The 16,330-nt window shown below is 73.4% G+C and carries 15 protein-coding genes; 10 read left to right on the top strand and 5 right to left on the bottom strand.

Annotated elements, in window-relative coordinates; genetic code table 11:
- Nucleotides 1–26 precede the first annotated feature (26 nt).
- From ACZ6CV_RS32820 to ACZ6CV_RS32845, 6 genes are all read left to right on the top strand, one after another.
- Nucleotides 27–1,262 carry an FAD-dependent monooxygenase gene (locus ACZ6CV_RS32820; RefSeq protein WP_469255006.1) on the top strand — a complete coding sequence of 412 codons (1,236 nt, stop codon included), beginning with the start codon at nt 27–29 and terminating at the stop codon, nt 1,260–1,262.
- Nucleotides 1,263–1,409: 147 nt separating this feature from the next.
- Nucleotides 1,410–2,705 (top strand): VWA domain-containing protein, encoded by a 1,296-nt coding sequence (locus ACZ6CV_RS32825; RefSeq protein WP_469254976.1) that lies wholly within the window; start codon nt 1,410–1,412, stop codon nt 2,703–2,705.
- Nucleotides 2,705–3,493 (top strand): hypothetical protein, encoded by a 789-nt coding sequence (locus ACZ6CV_RS32830; RefSeq protein WP_469254978.1) that lies wholly within the window; start codon nt 2,705–2,707, stop codon nt 3,491–3,493. Before ACZ6CV_RS32825 ends, ACZ6CV_RS32830 begins: the two co-directional genes overlap by 1 nt.
- Nucleotides 3,494–3,603: 110 nt before the next feature.
- On the top strand, nt 3,604–4,209 hold the full coding sequence (locus ACZ6CV_RS32835; RefSeq protein ID WP_362365632.1) for a histidine phosphatase family protein: 606 nt from the start codon (nt 3,604–3,606) through the stop codon (nt 4,207–4,209).
- Between the two features lie 92 nt (nt 4,210–4,301).
- Nucleotides 4,302–5,210, top strand: coding sequence for a TIGR03619 family F420-dependent LLM class oxidoreductase (locus tag ACZ6CV_RS32840; RefSeq protein WP_469254980.1), 909 nt, complete (start codon nt 4,302–4,304; stop codon nt 5,208–5,210).
- A gap of 64 nt (nt 5,211–5,274) precedes the next feature.
- Complete coding sequence (locus ACZ6CV_RS32845) at nt 5,275–5,913, top strand: hypothetical protein (protein WP_469254982.1); 639 nt, start codon at nt 5,275–5,277, stop codon at nt 5,911–5,913.
- Nucleotides 5,914–5,945: 32 nt separating this feature from the next.
- Here ACZ6CV_RS32845 and ACZ6CV_RS32850 read toward each other — a convergent pair whose 3' ends face one another.
- Nucleotides 5,946–7,418, bottom strand: coding sequence for an MFS transporter (locus ACZ6CV_RS32850; RefSeq protein ID WP_469254984.1), 1,473 nt, complete (start codon nt 7,416–7,418; stop codon nt 5,946–5,948).
- 343 nt (nt 7,419–7,761) lie between these two features.
- Here ACZ6CV_RS32850 and ACZ6CV_RS32855 point away from each other — a divergent pair, with 343 nt between their 5' ends.
- A complete protein-coding gene (locus ACZ6CV_RS32855) occupies nt 7,762–8,583 on the top strand; it encodes an endonuclease I family protein (protein ID WP_362365641.1) in 822 nt (273 codons plus the stop codon).
- A gap of 1 nt (nt 8,584) precedes the next feature.
- Here the strand turns inward: ACZ6CV_RS32855 and ACZ6CV_RS32860 are convergent, their stop codons facing one another.
- On the bottom strand, nt 8,585–9,496 hold the full coding sequence (locus ACZ6CV_RS32860) for an aldo/keto reductase (protein WP_469254986.1): 912 nt from the start codon (nt 9,494–9,496) through the stop codon (nt 8,585–8,587).
- A gap of 98 nt (nt 9,497–9,594) precedes the next feature.
- On the opposite strand from ACZ6CV_RS32860, the gene ACZ6CV_RS32865 reads away from it, so the two are divergent.
- The 3 genes from ACZ6CV_RS32865 to ACZ6CV_RS32875 all read left to right on the top strand — a co-directional run bounded on the left by ACZ6CV_RS32865 (nt 9,595) and on the right by ACZ6CV_RS32875 (nt 12,550).
- Nucleotides 9,595–10,347, top strand: a complete 753-nt coding sequence (locus ACZ6CV_RS32865; RefSeq protein ID WP_469254987.1) for a helix-turn-helix transcriptional regulator — start codon at nt 9,595–9,597, stop codon at nt 10,345–10,347.
- A 70-nt stretch (nt 10,348–10,417) separates the two neighbouring features.
- Nucleotides 10,418–11,236, top strand: a complete 819-nt coding sequence (locus ACZ6CV_RS32870; RefSeq protein WP_469254988.1) for an SAM-dependent methyltransferase — start codon at nt 10,418–10,420, stop codon at nt 11,234–11,236.
- Between the two features lie 147 nt (nt 11,237–11,383).
- The gene (locus ACZ6CV_RS32875) at nt 11,384–12,550 is read left to right on the top strand and encodes a serine hydrolase domain-containing protein (protein ID WP_469254989.1); all 1,167 of its coding nucleotides are present in this window, start codon (nt 11,384–11,386) and stop codon (nt 12,548–12,550) included.
- A gap of 16 nt (nt 12,551–12,566) precedes the next feature.
- Here the strand turns inward: ACZ6CV_RS32875 and ACZ6CV_RS32880 are convergent, their stop codons facing one another.
- The 3 genes from ACZ6CV_RS32880 to ACZ6CV_RS32890 are packed head-to-tail and all read right to left on the bottom strand — an operon-like array spanning nt 12,567 to nt 16,232.
- Nucleotides 12,567–13,379 carry a tetratricopeptide repeat protein gene (locus ACZ6CV_RS32880; RefSeq protein WP_469255007.1) on the bottom strand — a complete coding sequence of 271 codons (813 nt, stop codon included), beginning with the start codon at nt 13,377–13,379 and terminating at the stop codon, nt 12,567–12,569.
- The gene (locus ACZ6CV_RS32885) at nt 13,376–15,880 is read right to left on the bottom strand and encodes a P-loop NTPase (RefSeq protein WP_469254990.1); all 2,505 of its coding nucleotides are present in this window, start codon (nt 15,878–15,880) and stop codon (nt 13,376–13,378) included. The genes ACZ6CV_RS32880 and ACZ6CV_RS32885 overlap by 4 nt, the downstream gene beginning before the upstream one ends.
- 13 nt (nt 15,881–15,893) lie before the next feature.
- Nucleotides 15,894–16,232, bottom strand: coding sequence for a trypco2 family protein (locus ACZ6CV_RS32890; RefSeq protein ID WP_362365659.1), 339 nt, complete (start codon nt 16,230–16,232; stop codon nt 15,894–15,896).
- Nucleotides 16,233–16,330 lie beyond the last annotated feature (98 nt).

Below are 16,330 nucleotides of genomic sequence, written 5' to 3' on the forward strand. Positions count from 1 at the left end.
ACCGGGGCTGCCAGGATGCCGTCATGATGCGTGGAGGGAACGTCGCCGTCGTCGGCGGCAGCATCGCCGGGTGCGCGGCGGCGCTGGCAGCGCACCGGGGCGGCGCGGACCGGATCACCGTGTACGAACGCGCCGCGGGGGACCTGGCCGACCGAGGCGTGGGGCTCGCCGTGCACAACTCCCGTTACGCGGAGCTGGAGTCGGCGGGTTACCTCGACGCGGGCATGCCGTGGGTGCAGCTCACGCGGCGGCGCTGGTACGTGCGGGACGACGCGGCGGGCTCCCCCGTGGGGCGGGAGATCGGCGTGCTGCCGTTCCCCTTCCGTACGTACAACTGGGGCCCGCTCTGGCGCGAGTTGCGCGGGCGCGTCCCGCAGGGCGTCGACTTCCGGACGGGTGCCGAAGTGCGGTCGGTCCGGCCGGCGCACGCCGGGGACGGCGGCGTCGAGGTCGTCACCGAGGCGGGGAGCGCGCGCCACGATCTCGTCGTCGGCGCCGACGGGTACCGCTCGGTGGTCCGCGAGGCCCGCTTCGGTGCGGTGCGTCCGGCGTACGCGGGGTATCTCGCCTGGCGCGGCGCGTACCCCGAAGCCCGGCTGCGCGATGCGGAGTTGTGGGCTGACGACATCTGCGTGTACGCCGTCTTCCCGGGCGGTCACGTCATCATCTACCGCATCCCGGACGGCGCGGGCGGCCACCGCGTCAACTGGGTCCTGTACACCGCGCCACCCCCGGACCTCGACCTCGGGCTCGGCCTCGACCTGCGGCTGACCGGCCCCTCGATCCTGCCGCCCGGCGGCCTCACCGAGGCGCTCGCCACGCACCTGGCGTACGTCGCCGACGAACTGCTTCCGCCGTACTGGGGCGCGCTGCTGCGCGCGACGGCGCCCGACGAGCTCTTCCTGCAGCCCATGTACGACTTCACCGCGCCGCGCTGCACCGCCGACCGCACCCTGCTGCTCGGCGACGCGGCGGCGGTGGCCCGGCCGCACACCGGCGCGGGCGCGGTGAAGGCGCTGCAGGACGCCGCCGCCCTGGAGGCCGCCCTGACCTCGGCGGACACCTGGACGGACGCCCTCGCGGCGTACGACGCCGAGCGCACCGCCTCCGGCCGCGCGCTGGTGGACCTCGGGCGGCGGCTCGGCGGAGTGCTCGTCCAGGCGACCCCCGACTGGCACGCCATGGACCAGGCCGCACTGGAGACGTGGTGGAGGCGGGCGGACGGGTCCGGGGCGTTCGGTGGCCGGGAGCTGAAGCGCTGATCCGCTCGCGCGGGGGCGGTGTGACGCGTGGTCAGACGGTGGCTGTGCGTGCCCTGCTGACCACGCTTCGGGGATGCACGATCCTCGTTTCGGGGATGCGCGCACCTCGTTTTGGGGGATGCGCGCGGAGATCAATAAGATCCGGCGATGATCACAAGACAACGGCCGGCGGCCTGGGTCATCGCCCTGCTCGCCGCCCTGACCGCCGGGCTCGTCACGGCGGGCCCCGCCGCGGCCGACGACGGCGACGAACCGGCCCGGCCCTCCCCCAAGGTCGAGCTGGTCCTCGACGTCAGCGGCTCCATGCGCGCCCGCGACATCGACGGCAAGTCCCGCATGGCCGCCGCGAAGCAGGCCTTCAACGAGGTCCTGGACGCGACGCCCGACGAGGTCGCGCTCGGCATACGCACCCTCGGCGCCAACTACCGCGGCGACGACCGCAGGACGGGCTGCAAGGACACCGAGCTGCTCTACCCCGTGGAGCAGCTCGACAAGGCGGGCCGCACCGACGCCAAGACCGCCGTGGCGACGCTCGCGCCGACCGGCTGGACCCCCATCGGCCCGACGCTGCTCAAGGCCGCCCACGACCTGACGGACGACACCGCCGAACGCAGCCGCCGCATCGTGCTGATCTCCGACGGCGAGGACACCTGCCGGCCGCTCGACCCGTGCGTGGTCGCCCGCGACATCTCGGCCAAGGGCATCCACCTCACCATCGACACGCTCGGCCTGGTGCCCGACGCCAAGACCCGCGACCAGCTGAGCTGCATCGCGGAGGCCACCGGCGGCACGTACACCTCCGTCCGGCACACCGATGAACTCTCCGGCCGCGTCAAGCAGTTGGTGGACCGGGCGGCCGACCCGGTCGTCACACCCGTCGAGGCGAAGGGCGCCGCGCAGTGCGCCGCCGCCCCCAAGCTGGATTCGGGCCTCTACACCGACCGGGAGAAGTTCGGCGAGCACCGCTGGTACCGGGTGGACGTCCCGGCCGGCAAGGAGCTGCGCGCCTCCGTCAGCGTGGCCGCGGACCGCGCCGTGAACCAGGACTACGGCGTGCTGCTGCGCGCCGAGACGCCGAGGGGCCGCGAGATCGTGCGCGGCCAGGAGTCCGGCGACGGACGCACCGACGTGATCTCGACCGGCCTGCGCTACCCGAGGCCCGAGGCGGATGACGAGGACGACGAGAGCGCCGCGCCGAAGACCGTCTGTCTGCGCGTCAGCAACTCCTTCTCCGCGCCCGCGTCGGTGAAGACGTCGCCCGGCCTGCCGGTCGAGCTCGCGGTCGACCTGGTCGACTCCCCCGACGACGCGTCCGACGTCGCCTTCTTCGGGCTCGGCCACGGCTGGTGGCTGCTCGGCCTGCTCGTCCTCGTCGGCTTCCTCGCCGGTGTGCTCTGGGGCTGGCTGTCGCGCTGGCGCTTCGCGGTCTGGAGGACCAACTGATGCGTACGACACGTGGGGTACGGCGCTTCGCCGCCGTGACCGGTACCGCCCTGCTGGCGCTGACCGGCGCCGCGGGGGCCGCGACCGCCGACGACGAGGCGCCGGAGAAGGTCACCGAGGCGGGCACGTCCTTCCGTACGGCGACCGCGATCCGCCCGGACCAGGAGGCCTCCGCGGAGGCGTCCACGGGTGACTACCTCTACTGGGCGTTCCCCGTGGACACCGGACAGCGCGCCACCGTGCACGTGACGGTGAAGCTGCCGGACGCCGCGGCCCGGCACGCCGCGTCCACCTGGCGGGTCGACGTGTACGACGGGCTGCGGCGCCGCCAGGCCTGCCGGCTCGGCACACCCTCGAGGACCGTCGGGCAGGACGCCGCGTCGGTGTCGCTGACGTGCACGTTGCGCACGGTGCGGTCCTGGTCGGAGCAGTGGGCGAACGACCCGCTGCCGGGCACGTACTACGCGCGGCTCACCGTCGCCGACCTCAAGGCGGACGACCTGGGCCTTCCGGTACGGGCCGAGGCGAAGGTCACCACGACCGACGCGGGCGGCGCGCAGGCGGTGGACGGGACGCTCGGCGAGCCCCTGGTGCCGGGCGCGGGCGCGGACGAGAAACAGGCCGGCGCGGCCGCCGTCGAGCCCGAGGACGGCTGGTCGGGCGGCTGGTGGTCCTCGCGCTGGCTGTGGACGGGCGCCGGCGGTGTCCTCGCGGCGCTCGCGGGCGTCGGCGGCTACGCCCTGACGCGCGGCTCGGGCCGTCCCGCGCGGGCGCCGCAGGGCCTGTAGCGCCCGCTTGCCGGTCCCCGCCGGGCGCCGGTCCCCGGGGGCGTGGCAGGCTCGGTGGTGGCGGTGCCGGACGGCTCCGCCACCACCGGAAGAACAGGAACGGCGCGACCATGGGTGATCTGCTCCTCGTGCGGCACGGCGAGACGGAGTGGTCCCTCTCGGGGCAGCACACCGGCTGGACGGACATCCCCCTCACGGACAACGGCAGGGAGCAGGCCCGCTCCCTCGCCCCGCTCATCGGCAGGTTCCGGATCGGGGCCGCCTTCACCAGCCCCCGGCAGCGTTCGCGGGAGACCGCGGAGCTGGCCGGTTTCGCCGACGCCCGGGTGGACCCGGACCTCGCCGAGTGGGACTACGGGGCGTACGAGGGCATCACGACCTTCGACATCCACCGCACCCGGCCCGACTGGTACCTCTTCACGGACGGCGTCGCCCCGGGCCCGCCGGAGCACCCCGGGGAGTCGCCCGAGCAGGTGGGCGAGCGCGCCGACCGGATGCTCGCGAAGGTGGACGCGGCGCTCGCCGACAACGAGGGCAGCGTGGTCCTCTTCGCCCACAGTCACTTCCTGCGCGTCCTGACGGCCCGCAGGCTCGGCCTGCCCGCGTCGGGCGGCTCGATGTTCCTGCTCGCCACCGGCACGGTGAGCCGGCTGAGCACCGAGCACCGGCGCCATGTGGTGGCGAGCTGGAACCTGCGGCCGCAGCTGCTGAACTGACGGACCGTGCCCTAGGGGGCTCCCCTGTACGACTTAGGGGGCTCCCCCGTACGAGGATGCCGGGGCCCCTTCCGTATTCGACACGCCCGCCGATGATCATCAAGACTGCGGTCATGCGATACGGCGTGAACCTCCTCAACTTCGGCTCCGGCACCACCCCCGACTCCCTGCTGCGGCAGGCCACCGACGCCCGCGACCTCGGGTTCGAGTTCGCGATGATCTCCGATCACATAGCGGTGACCCCGGACGTCCACGGCGTCTATCCGGCGCCGTTCTACGACCAGTTCGTGCTCGCCGCGTATCTCGCGGGCCGGGTGCCGGGGCTGCGGCTCGGCACGACGATCACCGTCATCCCGTATCGGCACCCGCTGCAGACCGCGCGGATGGCCGCCAACATCGACCAGTTGAACGAGGCCGGGTTCATCCTGGGCGCGGGGGTGGGCTGGTCCGCCGCCGAGTACGAGGTGCTCGGCGTGCCCTTCCGTGAGCGCGGCGCGATCACCGACGAGTATCTGACGGCGATCCGCGCGGCATGGAGCGAGGACCCGACGTCCTTCGCCGGCCGGTACGTCGCGTACGAGGGCGTCCGCACCGCCCCTGCGCCCGCGACCCGGCCTCACCTGCCCGTCTGGGTCGGCGGCAACTCCCCGGCGGCGCAGCGCCGCGCGGCACGTCTCGGCGAGGGCTGGCACCCGTTCATGCCGAGCCGCGCGCTGCTCGACGAGGCGCTCCCCCGTATCGCCGCGCAGGCGGAGGCGGCGGGCCGCCCGGTGCCGGACCTGGTGCCGCGTCTGCAGATCAGGCTCGGCGAGCTCCCCGACTCCCCGGAGCGTCCGCTCGGGCACGGCAGCGCGGAGCAGGTCCGCGCCGACCTGGAGGCGCTGGCGGGGCTCGGCGCCACGGACGTACTCCTGGACACGTATCCCGGCACGCCCGAGGAGCGGGCGGACGCGGCGGAGGACCGGCGGGTGCTCGAGCTCGTGATGTCGACGGCGCCCTGATGTCAGTGGCTCGGTGCACCATCGGTAGGAGGTGAGGGGACCGGCCGGGAAAGGGGTGCGTGCGGTGAGACCGCCTACTGCCGTTCAGCGACGGATCATCGAGGCCGCGGACCCGGAGACCGGGCGCCTGTCCGGCACCGAGACGCAGCTCGCGGGCCTGGTGCGAGCGCGTCTCGCCTTCCGCCATCCGCGGCCGCCCCACGCGTGCTATCTGACCCCGGCGGGTCATCGCGTACGGGAGGAGGGCGCGGCCCCGGATCCCTCCCCGCCACCCGCACCCACGTCTTCGGCGGCTTCGGGGGTCTTCGCCGCGCGGACGGGCACGGAGACGGAGCGGCCCGGCACCGAGGGCGCCGCCCGCGCGCGGGAGGTCCGAAGCGCCTGGGAGGGCCTGGTGGAGCTGCGCCGCATGACGAACACGGACGGCGCGCGGGACCGTCCGTGCGGCTGGGAGCGGGCGCACCTGGTGCAGGCGGCGGCACTGGCCCTGGAGGCGGCCGCGTGCCGCCCTGCGGCCCCCGGCACCCCCGGCTACCGGGTGGAGGAGACCCCGCAGCCGGAGGCGGTGGCCGTCCGGGAACCGACGCCGGAGGGCCTGCGGGCGTGCGCGGACGCCCTGTCCCGGGCGGGCTGGCAGACGAGCGAACACGCGGAGCGGCGCGCCGGGGGACGGTATGTGCTGGCGTCGCCGCGGAGGACGTGAGCGGGGGGCGGCCGCGTCGGCTCGCGGCGGGGTCAGGTGGCCGCCGCCCCCACCGCCTCCGTACGGCGTTTGATCAGCCAGCACATGCTCAGGACCGCCGCCACCAGTACCAGGTCGATCAGGGCGGAGCCCGTCATCGCGTGTGCGTAGTCGCGCGCCGTCGGGGACGCGCCCAGCATCGCGAAGAACGTCGCGCCGACCACCGCGACGCCCGCCGAACTCGCGAACTGCTGCGAGGTGGTGAGCACTCCGGAGGCCGCGCCCGCCTTGTGCGGACGTACCTGCACCAGCGCCGCGCCGATCAGCGCGGGCAGCACGAGGCCGTTGCCGAAGCCGATCAGGCAGAGGCAGAGCACGACCCACGGCACCTCGACCGACGCGCCGGACGCGTGGAGCAGCAGCGTCAGCGCCAGCAGGCCGGCCCCCGTCGTCGTGCTGCCCGCCAGCAGCACCCTCATCCCGTACCGGCCCATGAACCGTCGCCCCAGCAGTGAACTCACGCCGAAGAGGACCCCCATGGGAGCGAACGCCAGACCGGCGGCGAGCGGACCGAGTCCGAGGCCCGACTGGAGCAGCAGCGTGAGGGTGAACATGAAGCTGCCGAAGTAGAGCTGGAAGGCGATTCCCGCGATCATCCCCGAGCTGAAGGAGGCGCTGCGGAACAGCGTGAGGTCGAGGACGGGGCTGCCCGAGCGGCGGGTCAGGGCGCGTTCCCAGAGCAGCGTGCCGACGGCCACCGGGACCGCCGCCGCCATGCAGATCCACGACCACGCGGGCCAGCCGGAGGTCCGCCCCAGGGAGAGCGGCAGCAGGACGAGGACCAGCGCGAGGCAGACCCCGACCGCGCCCACCGGGTCGAGGCCCGCCTTCCCGCCCGGCACCGGGGCGGGCAGGTGGCGGGCCGCGAGCACCGCGGCCACCGCGCAGACCGGCACGTTGATCAGGAAGATCAGCCGCCAGCCCGGCACGAACAGATGCGTTTCGAGCAGCGCGCCGCCCAGCACCTGCCCCGCGATGGACCCCAGCCCGCTCGCCATGCCGTACCCGGCGAGGGCACGCGGCTTCGACGCGGCCGGGAAGTGGGCGGTGATCACGGCGAGCACCTGAGGAACCATCAGCGCGCCCGCCGCGCCCTGCACCAGGCGCGCCGCCACGAGCTGTCCGGCCGTGACCGTGACGCCGCAGAGCAGCGAGGCGGCCCCGAACGCGGCCATGCCGATGACGAACAGCCGGCGGTGACCGTAGAGGTCGCCGAGGCGGCCGCCCGTGATCATTCCGCTGGCGAAGGCGAACGCGTAACCGCCGACGACGAGTTCGAGCATGCCCGCACTCGCGTGCAGGTCGCGCTCCAGCGACGGCGCGGCCACGTTCACGACGAAGAAGTCGAACTGGACGATGAACATCGCCGAGAGCAACACGCCGAGCACCAGGCCGCCGGGTGCCGATCTCTTCGTCTCGTCACGTCCGGCTGCGCCTGCGTCGGCGGCGGGCAGGGCCTCGGGCAACGGGAGCTCCTCACGGGTACGGCGGCGGTGCGCGACAGGCGACACGCGGTGATCCAACCGGCGCGCCGGGCCGGGTCGATGGCCCGGACACTCAGTTTTCAGAATAGTTCTTCCGCACTCCGAAACGGCACGCCCCCACGGCGCCACACCGAGTCCTCCGCACCGCCGACCGTGCACATGACATCGTCACCCAACCGTCGCAATCCGTTCACACGGTCGTCCGCACATCCGTGCCACTCTCCCGATGGTTGATTAGTCAACTCGCGTAGACCGCACGCCTCTTGGCCCCCCACGGCCGGGCGCGCGGCGTGCGCGAGACCTTCGGGAAAGGACACACCCCCACATGCCCCTCCCGCGTGTACCCCGCTGGAAACCGCTGGCCCTGACCGCCGCCGCCCTCCTCGCCGGCGTCACCGTCCCGGCCACCGCCACGGCGACCCCGGCCGCCCCCGCGCCGCCCCGCACGTCCGTCGGCGCCTACGACGACACGTACTACAAGGACGCGCTCGGCAAGACGGGCCCCGAGCTGAAGTCGGCGCTGCACACGATCATCAGCGAGCAGACCAAGCTCACGTACGACCAGGTCTGGGACGCGATCAAGACCACCGACCAGGACCCGGCCAACAGCTCGAACGTCATCCTGCTCTACAGCGGCGCCTCACGGAGCAAGAGCGCGAGCGGCGGTGACCAGGGCGACTGGAACCGCGAGCACGTCTGGGCCAAGTCCCACGGAGACTTCGGCACGGCGACCGGGCCCGGCACCGACATCCACCACCTGCGCCCCGCGGACGTCACGGTCAACAGCATCCGCGGCAACAAGGACTTCGACAACGGCGGCAGCGCGGTCGACGGCGCCCCCGGCAGCCTCACCGACGACGACTCCTTCGAACCGCGCGACGCGGTCAAGGGCGACGTGGCCCGGATGATCCTCTACATGGCCGTACGGTACGACGGCGACGGCGGCTTCCCCGACCTGGAGCCCAACGACAAGGTCGACAACGGCAGCGCCCCCGCGATCGGCCGCCTCTCGGTCCTGAAGCAGTGGAGCGACGAGGATCCGCCGGACGCGTTCGAGAAGAACCGCAACCAGGTCATATTTGACAAGTTCCAGCACAACCGGAACCCGTTCATCGACCACCCGGAGTGGGTGGAAGAGGTCTGGTAGGTCAGGCGAGTTCCGCGAGATCGCCGGCGTCGAGTCGCAGTCCGGCCGCCGCCACGTTCTCCTCCAGGTGGTCCGGGGACGACGTCCCCGGGATCACCAGCGTCGCCGCCGACATGCCGAGCAGCCACGCCAGCGCGACCTGCGCGGGCGTGGCTCCGTGCCGGTCGGCGACGCGCCGCAGCACGCCGAGGTCGGGCGCGCCCGCGCCGCCGAACGGGAAGTACGGGACGTACGCGATGCCCTGCTCCGCGCACCGGCCGACCAGCCCCGCGTGCTCGCGCGACAGCGGGCTGAGCCTGTTCTGCACGGCGGCGACGGGCGCGATCTCCTGTGCCTCGGCGAGCTGTTCGGGCGTTGCGCCGCTGACGCCGAGGTGGCGGATCAGGCCCTCCTCGCGCAGCGCCGCCAGCGTGGCGAAGCGGTCCTGGCCGGGGCCGTCGGTCCGCAGGAACCGGAGATAGACCAGGTCGAGGTGGTCGCGGCCCAGCTCGCGCAGGTTGCGGTGCACGGCCGCGCGCAGCTCGGCGGGACCGGCCGGATCCGTCCAACTCCCGTCGGGCCGACGGCCCGGACCGACCTTGGTGGCGATGACGAGGTCGTCGGGGTACGGGTGCAGGGCCGTGCGGATGAGGTCGTTGGCCGCGATGTCCTCGAAGAAGTAGAAGGCCGCCGTGTCGATGTGGTTCACGCCGAGCTCGACGGCGCGGCGCAGCACGGCGACGCTCCGGTCGGGGTCGTGCGCGGGCCCGCCCCACTGGGCGGCGGGCAGCCGCATCGCCCCGAACCCCATGCGCCGGACGGGGAGTTCACCGCCGATGCGGAAGTGGCCCGCGGAGGCCGCAGCGGCCCGGGTGGCCGTACCGTCCGAAGAGGCCGCGGCGGCCGAGGTGTCCGTACCGTTCGTCGTCGTCATGGGCGAAATCCTCCGTCGTACGCATTTCGTACGCGAACACATGGCCACTTGCTGCCACCGTTGACCCCCTCGGTCCCGCGCCGCAGACTGTCGCCACCATGGCGAGCACATCGGACAGCGATCAGATCGTGTCCCTGCGGGGCGAGCGGGAGTTGGTGCGACGGGCGGGCGGCCTGTTCACCGGGGCCCGCGAGGAGTTCCTGTGCGCGGCCGCGGATCTCGTGACCTTCTCGCCCGGGGTGAACGCCGCGTTCGCCGCGTGCGGACGGCCGCCGCTCACCCCCGGCGGGCTGACCATGCGCAAGCTGTACACGCCACGCGCGCTGGCGGACCAGGAGTCCGAGGAACGGCTGCTCAGGATCGCCGAGTCCGGGGCGCACGTGCGCATTTCGGCGGCGCCGCTCGCCCACGAGGCCATCGTCATCGACCGGCGCGTGGCGATCCTCGCCGGCGCCCCGGTGCGCGGCGTGCGGACCTTCACGGTGATCCGGTCCCCGGTCGCCGTCGACGGCGTCAGGGCCCTGGTGCACGCGACCTGGGAGACGGCCACCGACCTGGCCGAGTTCCGCCGCACCCGGCCGCCCGCGCTGGACGAGGGGGAGCGCCGGATCCTGCGGGCGCTCGGCGCCGGGCAGACGGACGAGGTGACGGCGCGCGAGCTGGGCATGTCGCTGCGTACGTACCGCAGACGCGTCGCGGGACTGATGACGGTGCTCGGCGCCACGTCCCGTTTCCAAGCGGGCCTGCGGGCGCACGAGTTCGACCTGAGAGGACCGGGAATGCCCGACGACGCGAAGGTGCCCGGCACGAACCGTGGGACAGGGCATGGAACGGGCCGTGAAACCGTCTAGATTGTCGCTCGATCGTCGAACTACCCGGTACGGCGGACGCAGGACACAAGCACCTTGCCAGGAGGCAACCGTGTCAGATCACGACCCTCAGCTCGACTCAGCGACCACCGACATACGCACGCGCATCGACACCAGCACACCGCACTCCGCGCGCTTCTGGAACTACTTCGTGGGCGGCAAGGACAACTACGAGAAGGACCGGGAGCTCGGCGACCACATCAAGCAGATCTTCCCCGGCCTGGTCGACGTGGCGCGCACCAGCCGGCTCTTCCTCGGGCGCGCGGTGCGCCACCTCGCCGTGGAGCAGGGCGTACGGCAGTTCCTGGACATCGGCACGGGCCTGCCGACGGCCGACAACACGCACGAGGTCGCCCAGCGGGCCGCCGCCGACTCGCGCATCGTGTACGTCGACAACGACCCGCTGGTCCTCGCCCACGCGCGGGCGCTGCTGACCAGCACGCCGGAGGGCCACACGGCGTACATCGACGCCGACCTCTACAAGCCGGAGGCGATCCTGGCGGAGGCCGGCAAGACGCTGGACCTCTCGCAGCCGGTCGCCCTGATCATCCTCAACACGCTCGGCCACGTCGCCGACCACGCCCAGGCACGCGACCTCGTGACCCGCCTCATGTCCGGCCTCCCGTCCGGGAGTTACCTGGCCATCAGCGACTCGACGGCGACGAGCGAGGGCATGATCGCGGCGTCGAACGAGTACAACAAGAGCGGCGCGATCCCGTACTACGTGCGGAGCGTGGAGGAGATCGCCGCCTTCTTCGACGGCCTGGAGCTGCTGGAGCCGGGCGTGGCCCAGGTCACGCGCTGGCGCCCGGAGGACGCGGGGGAGACGACGGAGGTCGACGCGTACGGGGCGGTGGGTAGGAAGCCGTAACGCCGCGCTGCCCTCCAGATCCGTGGCGCTCCCACCGATGAGTTCCGGCCCCGCCGAAGGTCTCCTCTATGTACGTGGCGTATGCGGCGTACGTACGGTCCGAGGACCCAAGGAGACGGTGATGGACGTGGTGGACGTGGTGGACCGATGAGCGGCACGGAACTGCGGGACGTGCTGGAGGCACACGTCGGCAAGGGCCCCGGGATGGCGCCGGGAGCGGTCGCGCTGGTCGCGCGCGGCGACCGCGTGGAGGTGCGGGCCGTCGGCGCGGTCGACGCCGACGGCAGCGCGCCGATGGCCCGGGACTCCCTCTTCCGCATCGCCTCGATCACCAAGCCGATCGTCGCCGCGGCCGTGCTGATGCTGGTCGAGGAGGGCCGCCTCGCGCTCGACGCGCCCGTCGCGCGCTGGCTCCCGGAGCTCACGTCGCCGAGCGTGGTGCGCACACCGTCCTCGCCGGTCGACGACGTCGTCCCGGCCGTGCGCCCGATCACCGTCGAGGACCTCCTCACCTTCCGCGCCGGGTACGGCTTCCCCGCCGACTTCTCGCTCCCCGCGGTGCAGGCGCTGTTCAGCGAGTTGAAGCAGGGGCCGCCGCAGCCGCAGCTGGTCCAGGGGCCGGACGCGTGGATGGCCGCGTTGGCCCGCGTGCCGCTCCTGCGCCAGCCGGGTGAGGCTTGGCTGTACAACACGTGTTCCGACATCCAGGGCGTGCTGATCGCCCGGGCGTCGGGCCGTCCGCTGGACGAGTTCCTGGCCGAGCGGATCTTCGAGCCGCTCGGCATGACGGACACGGCGTTCCACGTCCCGGCCGACCGACGCCACCGCTTCACCTCCGCCTACCGTTCCGGTCCGACGGACGGCACCCTGCAGCTCGTGGACGCGCCCGACGGCCAGTGGAGCCGTCCGCCCGCCTTCCCCTCGGGCGCGGGCGGCCTGGTCTCGACGGTGGACGACTGGCACGCCTTCGCCCGCTTCCTGCTGGCCCGGGGCACCTCGGACGACGGCCGCGAGCTCCTCTCCCCCGAGTCCGTGCGCCGGATGACCACGGACCACCTGACCGCGGCCCAGCGCGAGGCGAGCGGCCTCTTCACGGAGGGCCAGGGCTGGGGCTACGGCGGCTCGGTCGACATCGTCCCGACCTCCCCGTGGAACATCCCGGGCCGTTACGGCTGGGTCGGCGGCACCGGCACGACGGCCCACGTCACGCCGTCGACGGGCACGGTGGCGGTCCTCATGACCCAGCTCGAGCTGACGAGCCCGACACCGCCGGCCGCGATGCGGGACTTCTGGCGGTACGCGGCGACGGTGTGAGCGCCCCGCGGTCCCGTCAGGCCATGGCGTCCCTGAGGCGCTCCGTCTCGGCGATGTGCCGGGTGTATGAGCCCGGGGCCTCGCGTTCCAGTCGCCGGTAGAGGTCGAGCGCGTCGTCGCAGGCCTTCCGGCACGCCACTGTGCGGCCCAGGACGCGCAGCGTCTCCGCGTGTCTGACGTGGGCCGCCGCGCGTTCTTCGGCGCTCACCTCCCGCGACTCCGGTGGCAGAGCGGACAGGACGGCCAGGGTTTCGGCCGCCACCTGCTCCGCCTCTTCGCTCATCCCGGCCGCCGAGAGGAACTCGGTCGGATCCTGGTCGTACACGGTTCGCGCGACCTGTGCGGCCTTGTTGTTCACCCGGTAGGCCACCTGCTGGCACGACGCGTGCGTCAGAGCCATCGCTTGCACGAGGAAGGCCCGGGCGAGCAGGGGCAGGTGTTCGCGGCCGTGCTCGACCACGAGTCTCCTCGCCAGCCCGACGGACTCCTCCGCCAGGTCCAGAGCATCCGACGTCGCATCCGCGCGAACGCTCAGATCGGCGAGAATGTACAACGTCCGCAGGAACTTCGCCCGCGAGCGGGGCGGGCCCGACGCGGCGAGGCGGCGCTCGATCGATGCGACCTCTGCCATGCCTTCCCGGGCTCCCGCGAGGTCGCCGAGGTCGTTCAGCACCCGCGCCCTGTTGTTCAACGTCGAGGCGAGTTCCCCCACGTACGCGTCGGGATGGTTCTGAGCAGCCGTCCGCCGGACGCTCAGGGACTCTTCCGCGGCCTCCAGCGCCTCGGCGAGCCGGCCGGCCTCGTGCAGCCGCAGGGTGAGCGTGTTCAGCGAACGGGCGAGATCGGGGAGGACCGAGAGGTCGTACCGGGCCTTCTCCCGCCGGAGGCCGACCGAGGTCCTGGCCGCCGTGAGTGCCGCGTCGACGTCGCCCGTGTCGGCGAGGTTCTGGGAGAGGTTGTTGAGCACTGCCGCCAGCCCCAGGTCCGCGAACGAGCGGTGCGCGTCCTCGCGGTCCCGCATGGACACGAACAGGGCCTCGCTCCTTCTTCCGTCGCGCACGGCCTCTTTTGCCCGACCCAGTTTCCCCAGTGCTGACGCGCGATGGTGCAGCAGCATTCCCCGGAGCAACGAGCCCCCGGAACGCCCTGCGTCGAGGAGGCCCAGAGCGGCCGTCGCCGCCTCCAGGCCCTCCTCGTAGCGGTCCGCTGCCAGCAGCCGCATGGCGAGTTGTGCAGGGAGCCCGCCCGCTGCAGCTCGGGGGCGGCCGACGACTCCGCTTCGGCCTGCACGAGCTTCTCGTGCAGGCGCACGCTCCACGACGCCAAGGCCCGGGTCAGCGCCGGAATGCGCTGAGCCAGGTCGAGGAGCTGGTCCGGGGGGAGCAGCTCCTCCACCAGGATCTGATCGAGCGCGGCGATCAGGATCGCCGGCTCCGCGCTGCGCGTCCCCGCCGCCACAAGCAGGGACGCGAGTCGCTCGGGGGACGCCCGCACGGCCGTCCGCAGGACCTCCGTCAGCGGCTCGGTCTCGACCTGGGCGGCGGCCCGGCTCAGGACGACCAGGGAGCCCACGGTCTCCTCGGCGTCGAGCACCTGCAACAGCCGCAGGAAGATCTCCGGTTCGGCCGCCACGCGCGTACCCACGAGGTACTCGCCCAGGGGGTCCGGCTGCAGGGGGCCCCACTGCCACGCGGCGCCGCCCTCGGCGGAGTCGGGGCGCGGGTAGAGCTCGTGCAGCCAGTCCGCCACGGCCCGCCGCACCGACTCCCGGTGGTCGCCGATGCGCGGCACGTGGGCGAGCATCGTATGGGCGCGGCTTCGCGCGACCGGGCCCACCAGCGTCGCCGTCACCACGGCGTTGCGCAGTGCGGCGTCGCCCAGGGTGCTGAGCGGGGCGCGCCGCGACGTCTCCTTCCAGTAGGCCGCCTCGTGGCCCAGAAGCGCCTCTTGGGCACCCCGCACCTGCGTGCGCGCGCTCGGCGCGAGGACGCCGGCGAGCGCCGCCATGTGGATGTCGAGCACGGTCCGCCGCGCCGGGTTCGGGACGCCCGGCCAGGAGGAGGACGGCGAGGACGGCCCGCCGCCACCCGGCGTCGGCGGCGCCACCGCGAGGCCGATCGCCGCGGCCCCGCGCGCCAGGTCCTCCACGGCCGTACGGAACACCTCGTCCTCGTCCACGCCGAGCGAGGACGTGTCCAGGATCGACCAGCGCCGGGCCTGCCCCGACATGTCGGCCGCCTCGGCTCCCGCGTGGGAGCGCACCTCTTCCCACCAGGGTCCGACGGCGCGCGCCACGAGCAGGACCTTGAAGGGGGCGCCGCGCGGGCGCCGGCCCAGGTGACGCAGGAGGTCGCCCAGCTCCTCCACCCGGCTCTCCGCGTAGTCGACCACGAGCAGGACGGGAGCCGTCGTGGCGGCGAGCAGCCGGTGCTGTTCCGGTCCGCTGCCCCGCCTGAGGTGCACCACCGCGTACCTGGACGCGGCGAGCCGGTGCCCGAACTCGCGGGCCAGGCGAGTCTTTCCGGCGCCGCCGGCCCCCGCGAGGAGCGCCACCGACACGTCGTCGCCCGAGGTGCTCCAGGCCACCATCTCGTCGAGCAGTTCACGGCGTCCGGTGAACCGCACCGTCTCCGCCCTGGGGTGCAGCAGGGTGGCGGCGGACCTGGGCTCCAGCGGTTCGATCGGCTCGGCGTGGTCGGCGAACTCCGCCGGTTCGAGGTGGACGGCCGACCCGGTGTGCCGGCGGACCAGTTCGCGGAAGGCCTCGTCCGCGAAGAGCACATAGCCGGGGACGGCCTCGATCCTGCTGTGCGGCCAGCCGGGCAGGTCGGCGACGGCGACGCCCACGAGCGTCCCCGCGCACCACACGGCGCCGCCCGACAGGCCGGCCCACGGTGACGCCGTCGGGGAGCCGAGGGGCGGGCTGCCGGTCAGGCCCAGCACATAGCGGTCGGACTCGACGGCTTCCATCGGATCGAGCGTGCCGCGGAACGACGTGGACCCGAGGCGGCCGTCGCGTCCGGACAGGCCGGTGTAACCGCGGACCGAGGTCTGCGTCGGCTCGGGCGTCACGAGGCGCCCCCAGCGCACCGGGGCGGGATCGCGCGCGAGGTCCCGCTCGGCCAGCAGGAGGGCCGTGTCGTACGGGCCGTCCGAGCGCGACCAGACCACCCGGCACGGCGTGGCTTCCCCGCCGGGCGTCTGCACCGTCGCGTCCGTCCGGTCGCCCAGCACGTGCCGGGCGGTGAGGACGAGCCGCGGGGCCAGCACATAACCGGATCCCTGCCCGGCCGCCCGCACCACCGCGGTGCGGCGTCTGTCCTCCACCACGGGCCGCCGGGTCTCAGCGCCCGTAGGAGGAGTCCAGCGAGCCCGTCTCGGGCGGTGCGTCGTTGCTGATCAGCAGGGGGTTGCCGGTTCGGTCCCGCGGGGTGAGGACGAGTTTGACGTGGTGGACGTCCTCTTTGGCGACCTTTCCGGAGGCGCCCGCGGAGACCACCGCGCTCAGGACGCGCCCCAGTCCGACCCGGGCGGTGGCCTCCCGGGTGAGGGTGACCGCGAACTCCAGCTCGATGGGCCCGACTTCGAACTGCACGTCGCTGGAGGCGCCCGCCGTGGCCGCGCTCAACAGCTCGTCCCGGAGCGCCTGCACGGCCTCGCCGACACCGATGGGCTCGCTCACGTCGCCCCCGCTTCCCCACCCCGTCCGCTCCACCGTGCGGTGGTCCGGGGCGACTTGGTGCACCGGCGCCGCACTTTACGGCTCGCCCGGCGCGTCCG

The organism is Streptomyces sp. NPDC041713 (assembly GCF_055591085.1).

Coding starts and splice junctions, on each gene's coding strand:
- ACZ6CV_RS32865 (WP_469254987.1), top strand. CDS start 9,595: ATGGCGAGCACATCGGACAGCGATCAGATCGTGTCCCTGCGGGGCGAG.
- ACZ6CV_RS32860 (WP_469254986.1), bottom strand. CDS start 9,496: ATGACGACGACGAACGGTACGGACACCTCGGCCGCCGCGGCCTCTTCG.
- ACZ6CV_RS32855 (WP_362365641.1), top strand. CDS start 7,762: ATGCCCCTCCCGCGTGTACCCCGCTGGAAACCGCTGGCCCTGACCGCC.
- ACZ6CV_RS32825 (WP_469254976.1), top strand. CDS start 1,410: ATGATCACAAGACAACGGCCGGCGGCCTGGGTCATCGCCCTGCTCGCC.
- ACZ6CV_RS32820 (WP_469255006.1), top strand. CDS start 27: ATGCGTGGAGGGAACGTCGCCGTCGTCGGCGGCAGCATCGCCGGGTGC.
- ACZ6CV_RS32840 (WP_469254980.1), top strand. CDS start 4,302: ATGATCATCAAGACTGCGGTCATGCGATACGGCGTGAACCTCCTCAAC.
- ACZ6CV_RS32830 (WP_469254978.1), top strand. CDS start 2,705: ATGCGTACGACACGTGGGGTACGGCGCTTCGCCGCCGTGACCGGTACC.
- ACZ6CV_RS32875 (WP_469254989.1), top strand. CDS start 11,384: ATGAGCGGCACGGAACTGCGGGACGTGCTGGAGGCACACGTCGGCAAG.
- ACZ6CV_RS32835 (WP_362365632.1), top strand. CDS start 3,604: ATGGGTGATCTGCTCCTCGTGCGGCACGGCGAGACGGAGTGGTCCCTC.